Raw genomic sequence first — 16,471 nt, forward strand, 5'->3', positions numbered from 1 at the left:
GGAAGACCATGATGACCTTCTTCATCTCGATGGCCGCCGACGTCCTCGTCGCCGTCCTCCTGGTCGCCACCATCGCCTCGTCGGTGAAGCTGTCGGCGCGCATCAACCGGCTCAAGGCGGACGAGGCGGCCCTGCGCTCCACCATCGGCGACCTCGTGGTGGCGAGCGCCACCGCCGAGCGCGCCATCGCCGGCCTGCGCGCCACCCTCGACGAGTGCGACCGCACGCTCGCCGAGCGCCTCGCCACCGCCGAGCGTACCAGCGCCGACCTCTCCGCGCATGTGCAGGCGGGTGAGAGCGTCATCAACCGCATCGCCGCCATCGTCGGCCAGGCGCGGAATGCGGCGACTCCCTCGGCCGGTCCCGCGGCCGCGCCGGCCGTTCCGCGCCCGGCGGCCGTCGAGACCACCGTCGGCAACGGCGAGCGCGTCGGTGCGGCCCTCGCCGCCGCCCAGGCCCTGTCCGAGCGCGCCCTCGACCGCCTCCGGGCCAGGGCCGCATGAGCCTGCCCGCGCGCCGCCTCGCACGACTCGCGAGCCTGCCGGCGCGCCCCTTCCGGCTGCGCCTGATCGACGCCGTGACCCTGGCGGCGATCGGGCTCCTCGTGCTCAAGCTCACGGCCCTGGTGGCCGACGAGCCGGCGCTGCCGGGCGCGCCGCTGCCGGACTTCGCCCGCGTCCTGGCCAAGGCGCGGACCAATTACGAACCGGGCGACCCGACCACCACCGGCTCCGTCTCGGCCCCGCCGAAGACAGCGGAGCCCGCCCCGCCGCCGGTCTACCAGCCGCAGGTGCCGGAACCGGTCTCGGAGAGCGAGCGGGCGATCCTGGAAAAGCTCGCCGCCCGGCGCGAGTCGCTCAAGCAGCGCGGCGACGAACTCGATCTGCGCGAGCAGATGCTCAAGGATGCCGAGCGCAAGCTCGAATCCGGCGTCGCCGACCTGAAGGGGGCCGAGGACAAGGTCGGCTCCGAGGGGGCCAAGCGGGCCGAGGCCGAGAAGGCCGGGATGAAGGGCATCGTCCTGATGTACGAGACGATGAAGCCCAAGGACGCGGCCCGGGTGTTCGATCGCCTGAGCCTCGACACCCTGGTGCCGATCGTGACGGCGATGAATCCGCGCAAGATGGCCGAGGTTCTGGCCCTGATGGGCTCGGAGCCCGCCGAGAAGCTGACCGTGGCGCTGGCCAACCGCGCCCGCGGCGTCGATGCCCCGCAGGCCTCCGCCGCCGCGCCGGGCCTGCCGCCGGGCGAGCTGCCGGCGATCGATCCGGGCCCGGCGGCGCGTCCGGCGCGGTGACGCAGCGATTCACGGCCTCTTGCGGAGGCATCTCTCCGATTATACCTTCCCGGCAGTGGGAAGACTTTTCGGAAGAGATCCCTATGACCGCGATGGAGATGCTCCGGCCGACGGAAGCGGCCGTCGTGTCGGGCGTCGGACTGCGCGAGGTCCATCACGCGATCGACCGAGGCGTTCTTCCCGATGAGCTCGTCAGGCTGGGAGAGGAACGCCGCGTCTCAGCGATAGGCTGCCCGTTGATCGCCTTCTATTACGGCAGCGCCAAGCGCTTGACCGCGGAGGAGCGGTTGTCTGCGATCCGCGTGGTGGGCCGTCGGATCCGCGCCGAGCCGGCGGAGCCGGATTTTGCCCGACCGGCCCAGGGATGGGTCGTTCGGGACGGCTTCCTCCAGATCGATTTCGAACCCTTCATCACAGGCGCCGCGGAACGCTGGGAACGCTATCGTCGGGCCTTGGCCCTGGTCTCGTCCTCGCCGTCCGTTTTGTCCGGGACGCCCGTGATCGCGGGCACCCGAATCCCGGTTCATGATGTGGCGGCCTCCGTCGCGGCCGGACAGCCCTCGGAGCGGATCCACGCCGCCTATCCCGGCCTCGACGACGAGCGGATTGCTTTGGCCGCGCTCTATGCGGCGGCGAACCCGCGCCAGGGACGGCCGAGGGCGAACCCGATCCTCGACGGCGCCGGCCTCGTCTCCGAAGAGCGGATCACCCGCCGCAAGGCCGGATGAACCTCTTCATCGACGAGTGCCTGAGCGACGAGGTCACCCGGATGGCGATCGAGCGCGGGCATTGGAATTCGACGAGCGTGAAGCGGCGTGGGCTTCAAGGCATGCCGGACTGGAAGCTCCTGCCGATCGTACTGGCGGAGGATCTGACGCTCGTCACCAAGAACTCCATCGACTTCCGTGGCCCCGCCGACGCCCAAGGCTCGAAAGGCCTCTACGCCGCCCTTGACCTTCACGCCGGACTGATTTGTCTCAACGGCCCGCCGGGGATGGATCTCGACCTGCAGAGGGACCTGTTCGCGATCGCGCTCGACAAGCTCGCAGCACTGGGCGACGACCTCGTAAACCGTGTTCTCGATGTGACGCTGGAGGCGGACGGAGACGTTATTATCCGGCTCTACGATCTCCCCAAGCGCTGACGCGATCTACCCGCCCGGCGCCGCCAGCGCTTGCTCGATCGCGCCCTCGAGGGCCGAGGGCTTGGTCGAGGGCGAGAAGCGCTCGATGACCCGGCCGTCGCGGCCGATCAGGAACTTGGTGAAGTTCCACTTGATGCCCTGCGTGCCGAAGAGCCCCGGCCGCTCGCGCTTGAGATCGACGTAGAGCGGGTCGGCGCCCGGGCCGTTGACCTCGATCTTGGCGAGCACCGGGAAGGTCACGTCGTAGGTCAGCGAGCAGAACTGCTCGATGGCGGCGGCATCGCCCGGCTCCTGCGCGCCGAACTGGTTGCAGGGCAGGCCGAGCACGACGAGGCCGCGGGCGCGGTGGCGCCGCCAGAGTGTTTCCAGGCCCTGATATTGCGGCGTGAACCCGCATTTCGAGGCGGTGTTGACCACGAGGAGAACCTTACCGCGATACTGCGACAGGGGATGGGGGGCGCCACGCGCATCGCGCGGGCTATGATCGTAGATGTCGCTCATCACCGCTTTCGGCCCCCAGATTGCTCAAGTATCCCGGATGTAGACGGGATATACTCCTGATTTTCGTTGAACGATTCCAGGCTCGACCGCAAATTCCACCGTCGCCGTGTTCTGCGGCGTCCGTGCAATTGCATCCTTTCGCAAGCGGAGCTAGGCGCGCCGGACGACACTCGCAGGAGCCTTCACCATGCCGCCTCTGTCCCGCGGAACCGCCTCCGCCACGGCGCTTCTGCTCGCCGGATTGCTGGCTGCCGCATGGCCGAACACCGCGTCCGCTCAGGATGGCGCGGCCGACCCCGCGCCGGAAGCCGCCCCGTCGGAGCCCGCCGCCAAGCCGAAGCCGCGCCCGCGCAAGCCCGCGCCGAAGAAGGAAGAGCCCAAGGAATCGGCGAGCCCGACCCCCTCCGGCACGGTGCTGGAACCCGCCGCCGCGTCCGGCTCCGCGCAATGGCCGGCCGGCGCCAGCTCCGTCAGCGAGAGCTACGGCGATTGGACGATGAACTGCAACCGCGCCGAGGCGCGCACCGATTGCGTGATCATCCAGTCGCAGGGCGACCGGCGCACCGGCAAGCGGCTGTTCAGCATCGAGCTGCGTCCGCCCAAGGACGGGAAGAGCGAGGGCCTGATCCTGATGCCGTTCGGCCTTCAGATCGAGCCCGGCGTCTCGTTCAAGCTCGACGACCGGCAGCTCGGCAAGGGCGCGCCGTTCTCGTTCTGCGTCAGCGACGGCTGCCTCGTGCCGGTCAGCCTGCCGACGCTCGCCACCGACACGATGAAGACGGCGACCAACCTGACCATCTCGGCGACGAAGCCGGACGCCAAGGAGCCGACGATCATCACCGTGCCGCTCTCGGGATTCGCCGCCGCCTTCGCCCGGGCGAGCGCCTTCGGAAGCTGAGGCCCGGCCTCGCGATTGGCCGGAGAAATGGTAAGGCTGCATCCATGCGGCCTTTCACCGAAGTGCTCCTCCTCGCCCTCCTGTCCTCCGCCCTCTCGCCCCTCACCGGCCTGAACCCGGCCCGGGCCGAGGCGCCGGCCGATCCGCCGCCGGATTTCGCGGCCTGCCTCGGAACGCTGAAGACCCTCGCCCAGGAGCGCGGCGTCCCCGCACCGGTGGCCGAGACGGCTCTGTCGGGGATCGCGCCCGACCCGGCGGTCGTGCCCGCGACCCAGTCCCAGGCCGAATTCGTCAAGCCGGTCTGGCAGTATATCGAGGCGAGCGTGACCCCGGAGCGGATCGCGACGGGTCAGGCCAAGCTCGCCGAGTGGTCCGAGGTGCTGGGGCGGATCGAGTCGGCCTACGGCGTCGACCGGCACATCCTGGTCGCGTTCTGGGGCGTCGAGTCGAATTACGGGGCCGCCCTCGAAGGCTCCGGCATCCGCCCGGTGGTGCCGGCGCTGGCGACGCTCGCCTGCGGCGATCCCGCCCGTCCGGGCCTGTGGCGCGACGAACTCGTCGCGGCCCTGAAGATCCTGGCCGACGGCGATGCCGACGCGGCGCGGATGCGGGGCTCCTGGGCCGGCGCCATGGGCCATACCCAGTTCATGCCGACCGCCTTCCTGCGCCACGCGGTCGATTTCGATGGCGACGGCCGGCGCGACATCTGGCACTCGGTGCCGGACGCGCTCGCCTCGACCGCCAACTTCCTGAAGCAATCCGGCTGGCGCGCGGGCGAGGGCTGGGGCCTCGAAGTGCTCCTGCCGGAGACCTTCGACTACCGCCTCGCCGACGAAACCACCGAGCGGTCCTTCGCCGAGTGGCAAAGGCTCGGCCTCAAGCCCGCGAACGGCAGCTTCCCGGAGCGTGCCGAGCGCCGGGCCGCCCTGCTGCTGCCGACCGGCGCCAAGGGTCCCGCCTTCCTGCTGGAACCGAACTTCCGGGTGATCCTGCGCTACAACACGGCGCTCGCCTACGCACTCACGGTGGCGCATCTCTCCGACCGCCTGCGTGGTGCCCCCGGCTTCACCCGCGACTGGCCGCGGGAGGATCGGATGCTCACGACGGAGGAGCGCACCGACCTCCAGACCCGACTCGCCGCCCTCGGCCACCCGGCCGGCGGCGCCGACGGAAAGATCGGGCCGAAGACCCGCGCCGCGATCCGCGCCTTCCAGGAAGCGCAGGGCCTCGTGCCCGACGGCTACGCCGACGCCGCGCTCCTCGACCGGGTGCGGGCGGCGGACAAGCCGGCGGCACCGTAGCGGTCCGATGCGCGTCCTGCTGGTCCATTGCCATCCTCGGCCCGACAGCTTCAACGCGGCCCTGCGCGAGGCGGCCGCCTCGGCGCTCGAAGCGGCCGGTCATGAGGTCGAGAGCCTCGATCTCTACGAAGAGAATTTCGATCCGCGGCTGAGCGCGCGGGAGCGGGGCGCCTATTACGACGCGGAAACCGGGCGGCCGGAGCTGGCCGGCCACATCGCCGCCCTGCGCCGGGCCGAGGCTCTGGTCCTGGTCTACCCGACATGGTGGTTCGGGCTCCCGGCCATGCTGAAGGGCTGGTTCGACCGGGTCTGGCTGCCCGGCGTCGCCTTCGCGCTGGGCGGTGCCAAGGTGCTCCAGCCGCGCCTCACCAACATCCGCCGGATCGCGGTGGTGACGACCTACGGCTCGCCGCGCTGGCTGCTCTGGCTCGTCGGCTGGCCCGATTGGCGGCTGTTCCGCTTCGGCATCCGCCCACTCTGCGCCCGGCGCTGCCGGCTCGATTGGATCGCGCTCACCGGTATGGACAGGGCCACGGACGAGGCGCGGACCCGGTTCCTGGAGCGGGTCCGCAGGGCGCTTTCGGCGTTCTGAGCCGCGTCAGCCCGCCGGAAAGCGTTCGAAGCTCGGCAGGTGGTGCGCCTCCTCCATCCAGCTCACACGTTCGGCCACTTGGACATGCGCCTGTGGCGGTAGAGCATCGGGCGTGTCGAGGGTGCCGGTCTGCACGTCGATCATGCCCGGCAGCATCTGTTCGTTGACGTAGAACAGGCCGGTGCCGCAGCGCCCGCAGAAATGCCGCCGCCCGTGCTCGGAGGAGGCGTAGATTGCGGGCGCACCGGAGATCGTCACGCGCTCGGCCGGCACCATCGCCCAGCCGACCATCGGCGCGCCGGAATGGCGCCGGCAATCGGAGCAGTGGCACAGGGCGTTGTGAACCACCTCCGAGGGCATCTCGTAGGTGATGGCCCCGCAATGGCAGCGTCCCTTGAGCATGGCGTCCGATCCCCGATGCGACGATGCCTGGAAGCCCGCGATGAGGGATCATGATCCCGGTCGGCACGAATCCCGAAGCGTTGCCGCGACGCGCCGGAGGATAGAGCCCGAGGGCGGTGCCTGAAAGCGAGAAACCGCGGCAGCCCGTTTCAGGCTGCCGCGGCTCCCATACCGGACGGAGGACGCAGGACGGTGCGCCCTCCGGCCCGGATCACTCGGCCGGCTGGAGGGCCGGGGCGGGCGCCTCGGCAACCGGCTTGCCGCCCAGAGCGGCTCTCAGCTTCGCCTCGTCGACTTCGCCCTCCCAGCGGGCGACGACGATGCAGGCCACCGCGTTGCCGATGAAGTTGGTGAGCGCGCGGCACTCGGACATGAAGCGGTCGATGCCGAGGATCAGCGCCATGCCGACGACCGGCACGGAGGGGACGACGGCGAGCGTCGCGGCCAGGGTGATGAAGCCCGAGCCGGTCACGCCCGCCGCGCCCTTCGAGGAGAGCATGGCCACGAGCAGCAGCAGGATCTGCTCGCCGTAGGTGATCGGCGTGTCGGTGGCCTGGGCGATGAACAGCGCCGCCATCGTCATGTAGATGTTGGTGCCATCGAGGTTGAACGAGTAGCCGGTGGGGACGACGAGGCCGACCACGGGGCGCGAGCAGCCGGCGCGCTCCATCTTCTCGATCAGCGAGGGCAGGGCGGATTCCGAGGAGGAGGTGCCGAGCACCAGCATCAGCTCTTCCTTGATGTAGCGGATGAGCCGGATGATCGAGAAGCCGTTGTAGCGGGCCACCGCGCCGAGCACGCCGAGCACGAAGATCGCCGAGGTCAGATAGAAGGCGCCGACGAGGTAGGCGAGGTTGGCGAGCGAGGAGATGCCGTACTTGCCGATGGTGAAGGCCATCGCGCCGAAGGCGCCGATGGGAGCGACCTTCATGATGATGTTCACGACGCCGAAGATCGCCTCCGACATCACCTTGATGATGTCGAGCACCGGCTTGCCGCGCTCGCCGAGGAAGGCGAGGCCGAAGCCGAACAGCACCGAGAAGAACAGCACCTGAAGGATCTCACCGCCCGCGAAGGCGCCGACGGCGGTCGTCGGGATGATGTTCATCAGGAAGTCGGCGATGTTCTGCTCCTTGGCCTTGCCGGCATAGGTCGCGACCGCCTTCGGATCGAGGGAGTTCGGGTCGATGTGCAGGCCGTGGCCGGGCTGGAGCACGTTGGCGACGATGAGGCCGACGATGAGGGCCAGCGTCGAGAAGGTGAGGAAGTAGGCGAGCGCCTTGCCGCCGACGCGGCCGACCTTTTCGAGGTTCGTCATGCCGGCGATGCCGGAGACGACGGTGAGGAAGATCACCGGCGCGATGATCATCTTGACGAGCTTGATGAAGGCGTCGCCGAGCGGCTTCATGTCGGCGCCGAGCTTCGGGTAGAAGTGCCCCAGCGTGATGCCGATGGCGACGGCGACCAGCACTTGGAAGTAGAGCGTGCGGTAGATTGGCTTGGGCGCGGACGGCGCGTGGGGCGCGGTCAGCGGAGACGGCACGGCGGCCATGGACATTTCTCCCTGTCGGACGGTGGCGGGTCCGTCGGATCGGTTCGCCGAATGCTCTCTCGGGAGGATTCCGGCGCCGTCCGCTCTTGCTTTTGGCCTCGCGGCACACAGCTCTGCGGTTGGCTCATGGCTGCGTTTCGACAGAGGAATGGCAACCGGCATGCCAGCTCGCAGGAGCTGATAACTTTTTGTTAAAGCACTGACATGAATGATATTTCTCGCTCGCACCGGGATTCGCTCCGCAAGCCCCTTGCGGGGATCCGCACGCGAGGCGCCGGATCGTTCCGGAATTCCGCACCGGACCCGTGGGCGTGATCGCCGCTGCCGTTCTCTCCGCAAAGGATTACCGCCGGACGCTGGCCCTGATGGTCGGGCTGGCGGCCCTGGTGCTGGCCGGCTGGCTCGGTGGGCGGGTGGCGGAACGCTGGGCGCTCGCCGACCTGCGGCGCTCCGCCACCTCGGCGCTGGGGCTTCAGGTCGCCGCATTGCGGGCCGAGATGCAGACGCAGAGCGCGCTGCCGCTCGCGCTCGCGGCCGATCCCGAGATCGAGCGCGTCGTGGCACCGGCCCCCGATCCCGCTCTCGTCGAAGGCGTGAACGGCCGTCTTGCTCAGATCGCTGCGGCGACCGGCGCGGCCGTGATCTACGTGATCGGCGCCGACGGCGTGACGGTGGCTGCGAGCAACGCGACGGCGGAGAAGAGCTTCATCGGCCGCGATTACGGCTTCCGGCCCTATTTCAGGGAATCGATGGCGACCGGATCCGGATCGCAATTCGCCCTCGGCACGGTCAGCGGCCGGCCGGGCTTCTATCTCGCCCGCCGGTTGCCGCGCTCGGCCGGCGTCGTCGTGGTCAAGATCGAGTTCGACGCCATTGAGTCGGCGTGGCGCGCGAGCCGCGAGAGCGTGTTCGTCACCGATGCCCGCGGCATCGTGCTGGTGGCGAGCGAGCCGGGCTGGCGCTTCAAGGCCCTGCGCAGCATCGACGAGGCGGAGCGCAAGCGCATCCGCGAGGCGCTGGAATTCGGGCAGGCGCCGCTCTCTCCCCTGCCGATCCACGCCGTGGCGGAGGCGGGCGACCTCGTACGCGTCGGCGGCACCGCCCGGCCGGCTTGGCCGGCGCTGATGCTCGATGCGCCGATCCCCGGCACCGAATGGCGCCTGCACACCCTGACCCCGATCGCCGCCGCGGTTCAGCGCGAGCGGGCGCAGGGCTACGTCATCGCCCTGCTGACCACGGGACTTGCCTGGGCCGGCCTCGCCACCCTGATGGGCCGGCGGCGGCGGATGCGGATCCGGCTCGCCGAGGCCGCCGCCCGGCGCGAGGAGTTGGAATCTCGTGTCGCCGAGCGCACGCACGCGCTCAGCGAGGCCAACCAGCAGCTTCTCGCCGAGATCGAGGAGCGCCGCCGCGCCGAGGCCGAGCGCGAGCGCCTGGGCCGTGAACTCGCCCAGGCCGGGAGGCTGGCGGCCCTCGGGCAGTTCGCCGCCAGCATGGCCCACGAGATCAATCAGCCGCTCGCCGCGATCCGCTCCTACGCCGACAACACCGCGATCCTCGTCCGGCGCGGGCGCATCGAGGACGCGGCGGAGAACGTGTCCGCCATCGGCCGGCTGACCGAGCGCATCGGCACGCTGACGCGCCAGCTCAAGGGCTTCGCCCGCCGCGCTTCGGGCCGTCGCGAGCCGGTCCGTCTCGCCGACATCGTCCATGGAAGCCTCGAAGTGGTCTCCTGGCGCGCCGCGCAGGCCGGTATCGCCCTCGACGTGCCGCCGCCCGCGCCCGACCTCGCCGTGCTTGGCGACGGGCCGCGGCTCGAACAGGTCGTCGTCAACCTGCTTCAGAACGCGTTGGACGCCGTGACCGGCCGGCCCGATCCGTGGATCGCCGTGCGGATCGAGGAGGCGGGGGAGCGGGTCGCGGTCGAGGTCGCCGATAACGGGCCGGGCATCCCCGAAGCCGTCCGGGCGCAGGTGTTCGATCCGTTCTTCACCACGAAATCCGAAGGGTTGGGGCTCGGTCTGGCGATCTGCCGCGGCATCGTCGAGGAATGCGGCGGCACGCTCGGCCTTCGCTCGGGCGCCGACGGCACCACCTTCCGGATGGAGCTGACGCGCGCGCTCGCCCCGCCGGACGCGGCACAGGACAGTCGGACGGCCGGGAGCCTGGAGGCCACATGAGCAGCGAGCCGAACGGCGCGTCCGAACGGATCGTCTTCATCGACGACGAGGAGGATGTGCGGCGTGCCAACCGCCAGAGCCTCGAACTCGACGGCTTCACGGTCGAGACCTTCGAGGCGGCCGAACCCGCGCTCGCGGCGATTCGGGCGGAGCCGCCGGGGGTCGTCGTCACCGATGTCCGCCTGCCGGGGCTCGACGGGCGCGCCCTGTTCGAGCGGATCCGCGCCGAGGATCCGAACCTGCCGGTGATCCTCATCACCGGGCACGGCGACATCTCCATGGCGGTGGCGGCGATGCGCGCGGGTGCCTACGACTTCCTCGCCAAGCCGTATCCGGCGGAGGCCCTGATGGGCTCGGTGCGCCGCGCCCTCGACCATCGCCGGCTCGTTCTGGAGAACCGCCGGCTCACGGCCCGGCTCGACGCGGCGATCGAGGAGGATCCGGCCTTCCTCGGCATCTCGCCGGAGATCGTGCGTTTGCGCCGCCTCGTGCGGGACGTCGCCTCGGCGGATGTCGACGTGCTGGTGCTCGGCGAGACCGGCTCCGGCAAGGAGGTGGTGGCCAGCGCCCTCCACCGCTGGAGCCGGCGCGCGGCGAAGAACTTCGTCGCGATGAATTGCGGCGCGCTCCCCGACAGCGTGGTGGAAAGCGAGCTGTTCGGCCATGAGGCCGGCGCCTTCACCGGGGCACTGAAACGCCGGGTCGGCCGCATCGAGCACGCGCAGGGGGGCACGCTGTTCCTCGACGAGATCGAGAGCATGCCGCTGGCGCTGCAGGTCAAGCTGCTGCGGGTGCTGCAGGAGCGGGTGGTCGAGCCGCTCGGCACCAACGAGCGGCGCCCGGTCGACATGCGGGTCGTCTCGGCGACCAAGGTCGATCTCGGACAGGAGGCCGCCGCCGGCACGTTCCGCGACGACCTCTACCACCGGCTCAACGTGGTGACGGTGGCGATCCCGCCGCTGCGGGAGCGGCGCGAGGACATCCTGCTGCTGTTCCAGCACTTCCTCGCCCGGGCCGCCGCCCGGTTCGGGCGCGAGGCGCCCCCGGTGACGGCGGCGATGCGCGACCACCTCCTACGCCATTCCTGGCCCGGCAACGTGCGCGAGCTCGACCACTTCGCCGAGCGCTGCGCCCTGGGCCTCGCCGGTCAGGCCGCACCGGAGGCGGCGCCGACGACGGCCCTCACGCTGTCGGAGCAGGTCGAGCGGTTCGAGCGCGGTCTGATCCGCGAGGAGCTGATCATGGCCGGCGGCGATGTGCGGGGCGCCGCGGAATCCCTCGGCGTTCCGCGGAAAACCCTCTACGACAAGATCGCCCGCTACGGTCTCGCGCCGACGGACTTCCGCTGAAAGCCGCGACGTTTCGGGCGCCTTCAGGCACCGGCGGCCTGCGGCCGGGGGCAGACGCGGTCGCGGCCCGTCCGCTTGGCCTCGTAGAGCGCGCGGTCGGCCCGCTCGATCACGTCGCGGGCGGCCTCGCCCGACCGGTACTGCGCGACGCCGGCTGAGATCGTGACCTGTGCCACCACCTCGCCGGAGCCGCGCTTGACCAGGCGCTGGCCCCGCAGCCGGTCGCAGACCAGCTGGGCGAGGGCGACGCCGGCGCCGATACCGGCCTCGCCGAGCACGATCGCGAACTCCTCGCCGCCGTAGCGCGCGGCGAGATCGCGGTCGGTGGTCTTTTCCGACAGCAGGCGCCCGAGGAGCCGCAACACCTGATCGCCGAAGCGGTGGCCGTGCCGGTCGTTGAGCCCCTTGAAATGGTCGATGTCGAGCATGATCAGGCAGAAGGTGCTGCCGGGATCGGCCCGTGTCCGGGTGATGGCGTCGCGCAGGAACTGATCGAACGCCTTGCGGTTGGCGAGTCCCGTCAGCGTGTCGGTCACCGCCGCGCGCTGCGCCTCGACGAGTTCGCGGTGCAGCTTGTCGATATGGCCGGCGGAGACCGAGAGCTGCTCCTCCAGCAGGCGGTTGCGGGCCTGCGCCTGCTCCGTCTCGCCGATCAGGGCGACGAGCGCCGTCATCAACTCGTCCTCGGTCGGGCGGGCATTCAGGCGGCCGGACCAGTGAGTCAGGGCGTCGGCGTAGCCGGCCAGGGCCCTCCGGCTGCCCGCGACCCGTTCCGCCAAGCGGCCCGCCGCGTCGGCCAGTCGGCTCGCGCCATCGAGCACGATAGCCCCGGGCGCGGTGTCGGCGATGCAGGACTCGTAGAGCGTGCCGGCGAGTTCCTCCGTCAGCGTCCCGCCGGGAGCCAGGCAGGGTGCGAGGCGTTCGCGCAGCGTCGGATTGGCACCGCTGTAGAAGCTGTGCAGCAGTTCGTAGTTCCGGGGCGAGGGGGGAAGCCCGTATCGGCCGAGTGCCTCCCAGGCGGCTTCCGCAGGTATCCGGGCGCGTTCGAGGCTAGGATCCGACTGCTGCTGCACCTGTCCCGGCATCATCGCCCGCATCTCGGCCATCGACGTCACGGTGCAAGGATTACGGACTCGACGTTAAATTTCAGTCTTTGTTGCAAAATTTCGCCGGCCATCCGCGGTCATGACTTGAACAGGCGTCATCCTCCGCAAATGTCCGTTCGAGCGGATACCGCGCAGGCTCGGGCCGCCTTCCGTCCCTTGACGAGCGCCCGCGCCTTCGCGGCGGGCAGCGGCCGATCCGAAAGACGTTGGAGTCCCGCGAACCGACGCGCGCAATCTTGGCTCGGCCTTCCGTCCAGATCCGGACGACGCCCGAGGGCTACTCGATCCCGAGCTTGTCCTTGAGGAGGGCGTTGACCGCGGCCGGGTTGGCCTTGCCGCCCGTCGCCTTCATCGTCTGGCCGACGAACCAGCCGAGCAGGGTCGGCTTGGCCTTGGCCTGCTCCACCTTGTCGGGGTTGGCGGCGATGATCGCGTCCACCGCCGCCTCGATGGCGCCGGTATCGGTGACCTGCTTCATGCCGCGGGACTCGACGATCGCGCGCGGGTCGCCGCCCTCGGACCAGACGATTTCGAACAGATCCTTGGCGATCTTGCCGGAGATCACGCCCTCGCCGATGAGATCGACGATGGTGCCGAGCTGCTCGGCGGAGACCGGCGTGTCCTCGATCGAGCGCCCCTCCTTGTTGAGGCGTCCGAACAGTTCGTTGATGACCCAGTTGGCCGCGGCCTTGCCGTCGCGGCCACGCGCCACCGCCTCGAAATAATCGGCCGACGCCCGCTCGGCGACGAGCACGCCGGCATCGTAGGCGCTGAGGCCGAAATCCTTGATGAAGCGGGCCTTCTTGGCATCCGGCAGTTCCGGCAGGCCTGAGGCCAGCCCATCGACATAGGCTTGGTCGAATTCGAGCGGCAGCAGATCGGGATCGGGGAAGTAGCGGTAGTCGTGCGCCTCCTCCTTCGAGCGCATCGAGCGGGTCTCGCCCTTGCCCGGATCGAACAGGCGCGTCTCCTGATCGATCTTGCCGCCATCCTCCAGGATCGCGATCTGGCGGCGTGCCTCGGTCTCGATGGCCTGGCCGATGAAGCGGATCGAGTTGACGTTCTTGATCTCGCAGCGCGTGCCGAGCGGGTCGCCGGGGCGGCGCACGGAGACGTTCACGTCGGCGCGGAGACTGCCCTTCTCCATGTCGCCGTCGCAGGTGCCGAGATAGCGCAGGATCGTGCGCAGCTTGGTCACGTAGGCCTTGGCCTCCTCCGACGAGCGGAGATCGGGGCGCGAGACGATCTCCATCAGCGCCACGCCGGAGCGGTTGAGATCGACGAAGCTCTTGGTCGGATCCTGGTCGTGCAGGGACTTGCCGGCATCCTGCTCCAGATGCAGGCGCTCGATGCCCACCGTGATCGACTCGCCGTCGGGCAGATCGACCAGCACCTCGCCCTCACCGACGATCGGGTCCTTGTACTGCGAGATCTGGTAGCCCTGCGGCAGGTCCGGGTAGAAGTAGTTCTTCCGGTCGAACACCGAGCGCAGATTGATCTGCGCCTTCAGGCCGAGACCGGTGCGGACGGCCTGGGCGATGCATTCCTCGTTGATGACGGGCAGCATGCCCGGCATGGCCGCATCGACCAGCGAGACGTGGTCGTTGGGCTCGCCGCCGAAGGCGGTGGAGGCGCCGGAGAACAGCTTGGAGCGGCTGGTGACCTGGGCGTGGATCTCCATCCCGATCACGACCTCCCAGTCGTGCAGGCCGCCCTTGATGAGCTTCTTCGGATCGACGCGCTCGGTCATTCTCTTCGACTTCGGTGCCGGCGCCGCCGGATCGGCGCCTTCGAGGGTTGTGTAGGGAGCCCGTGCGGGACGGGTCAAGCGGGCGGGGGCGCCGACGGACGCCGCGCGGCCAGCGTCACGGCCGGCCCGTTCACGAAGTCCGGGTCGTCGGCGATCACCGTCGTCTCGGTGAGCCCGTAATGGGCGAGCACGCGGATCAGGTCGGGCAGCTCCATCCATCGGGTTTTGCCCTGGTTGCCGCCCCAGAAGGTGGCGAGCCCGCGGTCGCGATAGGTCAGTTCGTGCAGGGTGAGCCGCATCCCGTCCTGCTCCACGGGGCGCGGCACGTGGCGGCGCAGGCGGGCCTGCGGGGCGTAGTAATGCGTCCAGAGGAACAACCGGTCGGAGCGGGCGGCGGCGAGCCGGATCAGTTCGAGCGGGTCGAACATATGGTAGAGGATGCCGCAGGCGAAGATCAGGTCGTAGCGCGGCCCCGGCGCGGCCAGATGCCGGCTGACGTCGCCGAGCAGGAAGGTCGAGCGGGTGAGCCCGGCGATGTTCTTGACGACGAGCGACTTGAGGAAGGCCTCCGAGTTCGACTCGACTGCCGTGACGCTGTTCGCGCCGAGCGCTTCGAGCTGACAGGTATGGGCGCCTTCGAGCGGTCCGAGTTCGAGGATGTCGTAGCCGTCGAAACGCCCCTCGCGGCCGAGGGTCTCCGCCGCTTGGCGCGGGCGGGGATCGGCGCGGAAGCCCGGCAGGCCACCGCCGACCGGCAGGTCGGACACGAGTTCGCTGAGATCGCTCGCCCAGCGCCCCTCGAACAGGTCGTAGGCATTGCGATGGCTCGGCGTGGAGGTGAGGAAGACCCGCTTCATGTGAAGCCCTATAGCCGGGCGCCCGCCTCAAATCACCGGGACGCCACGACCCTTGGCCTGATCGCCTGGTTCGACGTGGATCACCACCACCGCGCCCTCGATCGCGGCCTCGATCACCTCCTCCAGCCGGTCGCAGATGGCGTGGGATTCGAACACCGTCATCTCGCCCGGCACGACGAGGTGGAAATCGATGAAGGTGGCGCTGCCGGCGTGGCGGGTGCGCACGTCGTGCGCCTCCAGCGCGCCCTCGCCATGGGTCGAGATCAGGGCGCGGATACGGGCCACCATCTCGGGCGAGGCGGCCTGATCCATCAGGCCGTTGATCGAGTCGCGCACCATCGACCAGCCGGACCACAGGATGTTGAGGGCGACCAGACCCGCCACGAGCGGATCGAGCACCAGCGTCCCCGTGACGAGAACCAGCCCGAGCCCGACGAGCACGCCGCCCGAGGTCACCACGTCGGCGGCGATGTGGCGGGCATCGGCGAGCAGGGCGGGCGAGCGCAGCCGCCGGCCGCGCCGGAACAGCAGCATCGCCCAGACGGCGTTGATGACCGTGGCGACGCCGTTGATCGCCAGACCCATCGCCGGCGCGTCGAGGGGTTTCGGGTCGAGGATGCCGAAATAGGCTTCACGCAGGATGAGCAGGGCGGCGACGATGACGAGCGCCCCCTCGATCACCGCGGAGAAGTACTCGGCCTTGTGGTGGCCGTAGGGATGGTCCTCGTCGGCCGGCTGCGCGGCGACGCGCACGGCCAGGAAGGCGCAGGCCGCGGCCACCACGTTGATGATGCTCTCCAGCGCGTCGGAGTAGAGCGCGAGGCTGCCGGTGAGCCAGTAGGCGGTGAATTTCAGGGCGGTGACGAGCACGCCGACGGCAGCGCTCGCCAGGGCGGCCTTCTCGGTTCCTGACATGCGGCTTCAACGAGGGCGGGGAGGGCGGGAAACGGGGATGCCCCGCCCTTAAGACCCGCGGCCCCGGAAGGCCACGGCAAAGGTTTTAGCCCGGGCTATCGCCGTCCGGGCCGGACCGCGCCTGCGCCGTAGCGGGCAGGCGCCCGCGGGCGATCTCCTTGGCGCGGGAACGCTCGGCCTTGTCGCGGGCGCGCTCGGCCCGGCGGGCGTAGTTGCGGGCGATCCAGCCGAAGCTCGCCCGCGCGGAGAGTTCGTCGAAGCGGGCCGCCTCCCGCTCCCAGTAGCGCACGAGCTGCGCGTCGAGGGTCTCGTGCGGCGGCTTTCTGCTGGTCTCGGTCATGGCGCGAACATCCTCGGAAGCCGTGGGTCTGCGTCACGCGTGCGGCGCGGGCGGTGCATCGGTCTGCTCGACCACCAGCGCCTCCGCATCGCCCCGGAAGCTGCCGGGACCGACATCGCCGGTCGGGTGGCCGGGCGTGCCGAAGGGCTCGCTCGGATAGGCCTCCTCGAAGCGGCAGCGGGCGTCGTTCGCGTCCTCGGCCTTGAGGGTGATCCGCGGCGTTTCGGGCAGGGGCCAGCGCGGGTCGGCGGGATCGCGCAGTTGGACGGCGTACCATTTCATCGTGG

Annotated in this window: 18 protein-coding genes; 9 read left to right on the forward strand and 9 right to left on the reverse strand. The window is 70.1% G+C overall.

All coding sequences use genetic code 11. The annotated features are described in order from the left end of the window. The first annotated feature begins 8 nt into the window (after window positions 1-8). The 4 genes from HNR51_RS09650 (at window position 9) to HNR51_RS09665 (ending at window position 2,441) form a co-directional block, all read left to right on the forward strand. Window positions 9-503: a DUF6468 domain-containing protein gene (locus HNR51_RS09650; protein WP_182554795.1), complete on the forward strand. Its 495-nt coding sequence runs from the start codon at window positions 9-11 to the stop codon at window positions 501-503. Continuing rightward, entirely contained in the window at window positions 500-1,297 is a 798-nt protein-coding gene (locus tag HNR51_RS09655; RefSeq protein WP_012455118.1) for a MotE family protein, read from the forward strand. The genes HNR51_RS09650 and HNR51_RS09655 overlap by 4 nt, the downstream gene beginning before the upstream one ends. 236 nt (window positions 1,298-1,533) lie before the next feature. After that, the gene (locus HNR51_RS09660; protein ID WP_301549723.1) at window positions 1,534-2,025 is read left to right on the forward strand and encodes a DUF433 domain-containing protein; all 492 of its coding nucleotides are present in this window, start codon (window positions 1,534-1,536) and stop codon (window positions 2,023-2,025) included. Next, the gene (locus HNR51_RS09665; protein ID WP_182554796.1) at window positions 2,022-2,441 is read left to right on the forward strand and encodes a DUF5615 family PIN-like protein; all 420 of its coding nucleotides are present in this window, start codon (window positions 2,022-2,024) and stop codon (window positions 2,439-2,441) included. The genes HNR51_RS09660 and HNR51_RS09665 overlap by 4 nt, the downstream gene beginning before the upstream one ends. 6 nt (window positions 2,442-2,447) lie before the next feature. On the opposite strand, the gene HNR51_RS09670 is transcribed toward HNR51_RS09665, so the two are convergent. Next, entirely contained in the window at window positions 2,448-2,942 is a 495-nt protein-coding gene (locus tag HNR51_RS09670; RefSeq protein WP_182554797.1) for a glutathione peroxidase, read from the reverse strand. A gap of 187 nt (window positions 2,943-3,129) precedes the next feature. Between HNR51_RS09670 and HNR51_RS09675 the strand changes: the two genes are divergently transcribed. The 3 genes from HNR51_RS09675 to HNR51_RS09685 are packed head-to-tail and all read left to right on the forward strand — an operon-like array spanning window position 3,130 to window position 5,733. Next, complete coding sequence (locus HNR51_RS09675) at window positions 3,130-3,840, forward strand: invasion associated locus B family protein (RefSeq protein ID WP_012455122.1); 711 nt, start codon at window positions 3,130-3,132, stop codon at window positions 3,838-3,840. 44 nt (window positions 3,841-3,884) lie between these two features. Next, entirely contained in the window at window positions 3,885-5,141 is a 1,257-nt protein-coding gene (locus HNR51_RS09680) for a lytic murein transglycosylase (RefSeq protein WP_182554798.1), read from the forward strand. A 7-nt stretch (window positions 5,142-5,148) separates the two neighbouring features. Further along, window positions 5,149-5,733: an NAD(P)H-dependent oxidoreductase gene (locus tag HNR51_RS09685; protein ID WP_182554799.1), complete on the forward strand. Its 585-nt coding sequence runs from the start codon at window positions 5,149-5,151 to the stop codon at window positions 5,731-5,733. A gap of 6 nt (window positions 5,734-5,739) precedes the next feature. Here the strand turns inward: HNR51_RS09685 and HNR51_RS09690 are convergent, their stop codons facing one another. Beyond that, complete coding sequence (locus HNR51_RS09690; protein ID WP_182554800.1) at window positions 5,740-6,135, reverse strand: GFA family protein; 396 nt, start codon at window positions 6,133-6,135, stop codon at window positions 5,740-5,742. A gap of 211 nt (window positions 6,136-6,346) precedes the next feature. Further along, window positions 6,347-7,687 carry a dicarboxylate/amino acid:cation symporter gene (locus tag HNR51_RS09695; protein ID WP_152277483.1) on the reverse strand — a complete coding sequence of 447 codons (1,341 nt, stop codon included), beginning with the start codon at window positions 7,685-7,687 and terminating at the stop codon, window positions 6,347-6,349. A gap of 311 nt (window positions 7,688-7,998) precedes the next feature. Between HNR51_RS09695 and HNR51_RS09700 the strand changes: the two genes are divergently transcribed. Both HNR51_RS09700 and HNR51_RS09705 read left to right on the forward strand, forming a co-directional pair. Continuing rightward, the gene (locus tag HNR51_RS09700) at window positions 7,999-9,867 is read left to right on the forward strand and encodes a sensor histidine kinase (RefSeq protein ID WP_182554801.1); all 1,869 of its coding nucleotides are present in this window, start codon (window positions 7,999-8,001) and stop codon (window positions 9,865-9,867) included. Next, on the forward strand, window positions 9,864-11,216 hold the full coding sequence (locus HNR51_RS09705) for a sigma-54-dependent transcriptional regulator (protein ID WP_182554802.1): 1,353 nt from the start codon (window positions 9,864-9,866) through the stop codon (window positions 11,214-11,216). The genes HNR51_RS09700 and HNR51_RS09705 overlap by 4 nt, the downstream gene beginning before the upstream one ends. A 23-nt stretch (window positions 11,217-11,239) precedes the next feature. Here the strand turns inward: HNR51_RS09705 and HNR51_RS09710 are convergent, their stop codons facing one another. The 6 genes from HNR51_RS09710 to HNR51_RS09735 all read right to left on the reverse strand — a co-directional run bounded on the left by HNR51_RS09710 (window position 11,240) and on the right by HNR51_RS09735 (window position 16,466). Beyond that, window positions 11,240-12,322 (reverse strand): GGDEF domain-containing protein, encoded by a 1,083-nt coding sequence (locus HNR51_RS09710; RefSeq protein WP_239681668.1) that lies wholly within the window; start codon window positions 12,320-12,322, stop codon window positions 11,240-11,242. A gap of 277 nt (window positions 12,323-12,599) precedes the next feature. After that, entirely contained in the window at window positions 12,600-14,072 is a 1,473-nt protein-coding gene (gene gatB, locus HNR51_RS09715; RefSeq protein WP_182554803.1) for an Asp-tRNA(Asn)/Glu-tRNA(Gln) amidotransferase subunit GatB, read from the reverse strand. A 74-nt stretch (window positions 14,073-14,146) separates the two neighbouring features. After that, a complete protein-coding gene (locus HNR51_RS09720; RefSeq protein ID WP_182554804.1) occupies window positions 14,147-14,929 on the reverse strand; it encodes a class I SAM-dependent methyltransferase in 783 nt (260 codons plus the stop codon). Window positions 14,930-14,956: 27 nt separating this feature from the next. After that, window positions 14,957-15,844: a cation diffusion facilitator family transporter gene (locus HNR51_RS09725; RefSeq protein WP_141951936.1), complete on the reverse strand. Its 888-nt coding sequence runs from the start codon at window positions 15,842-15,844 to the stop codon at window positions 14,957-14,959. An 85-nt stretch (window positions 15,845-15,929) separates the two neighbouring features. Then, on the reverse strand, window positions 15,930-16,184 hold the full coding sequence (locus HNR51_RS09730; RefSeq protein ID WP_182554805.1) for a hypothetical protein: 255 nt from the start codon (window positions 16,182-16,184) through the stop codon (window positions 15,930-15,932). A gap of 33 nt (window positions 16,185-16,217) precedes the next feature. After that, window positions 16,218-16,466, reverse strand: a complete 249-nt coding sequence (locus HNR51_RS09735; RefSeq protein WP_182554806.1) for a hypothetical protein — start codon at window positions 16,464-16,466, stop codon at window positions 16,218-16,220. Window positions 16,467-16,471: the final 5 nt, after the last annotated feature.

This window comes from Methylorubrum thiocyanatum (genome assembly GCA_014138645.1).
GTDB lineage: Bacteria > Pseudomonadota > Alphaproteobacteria > Rhizobiales > Beijerinckiaceae > Methylobacterium > Methylobacterium thiocyanatum.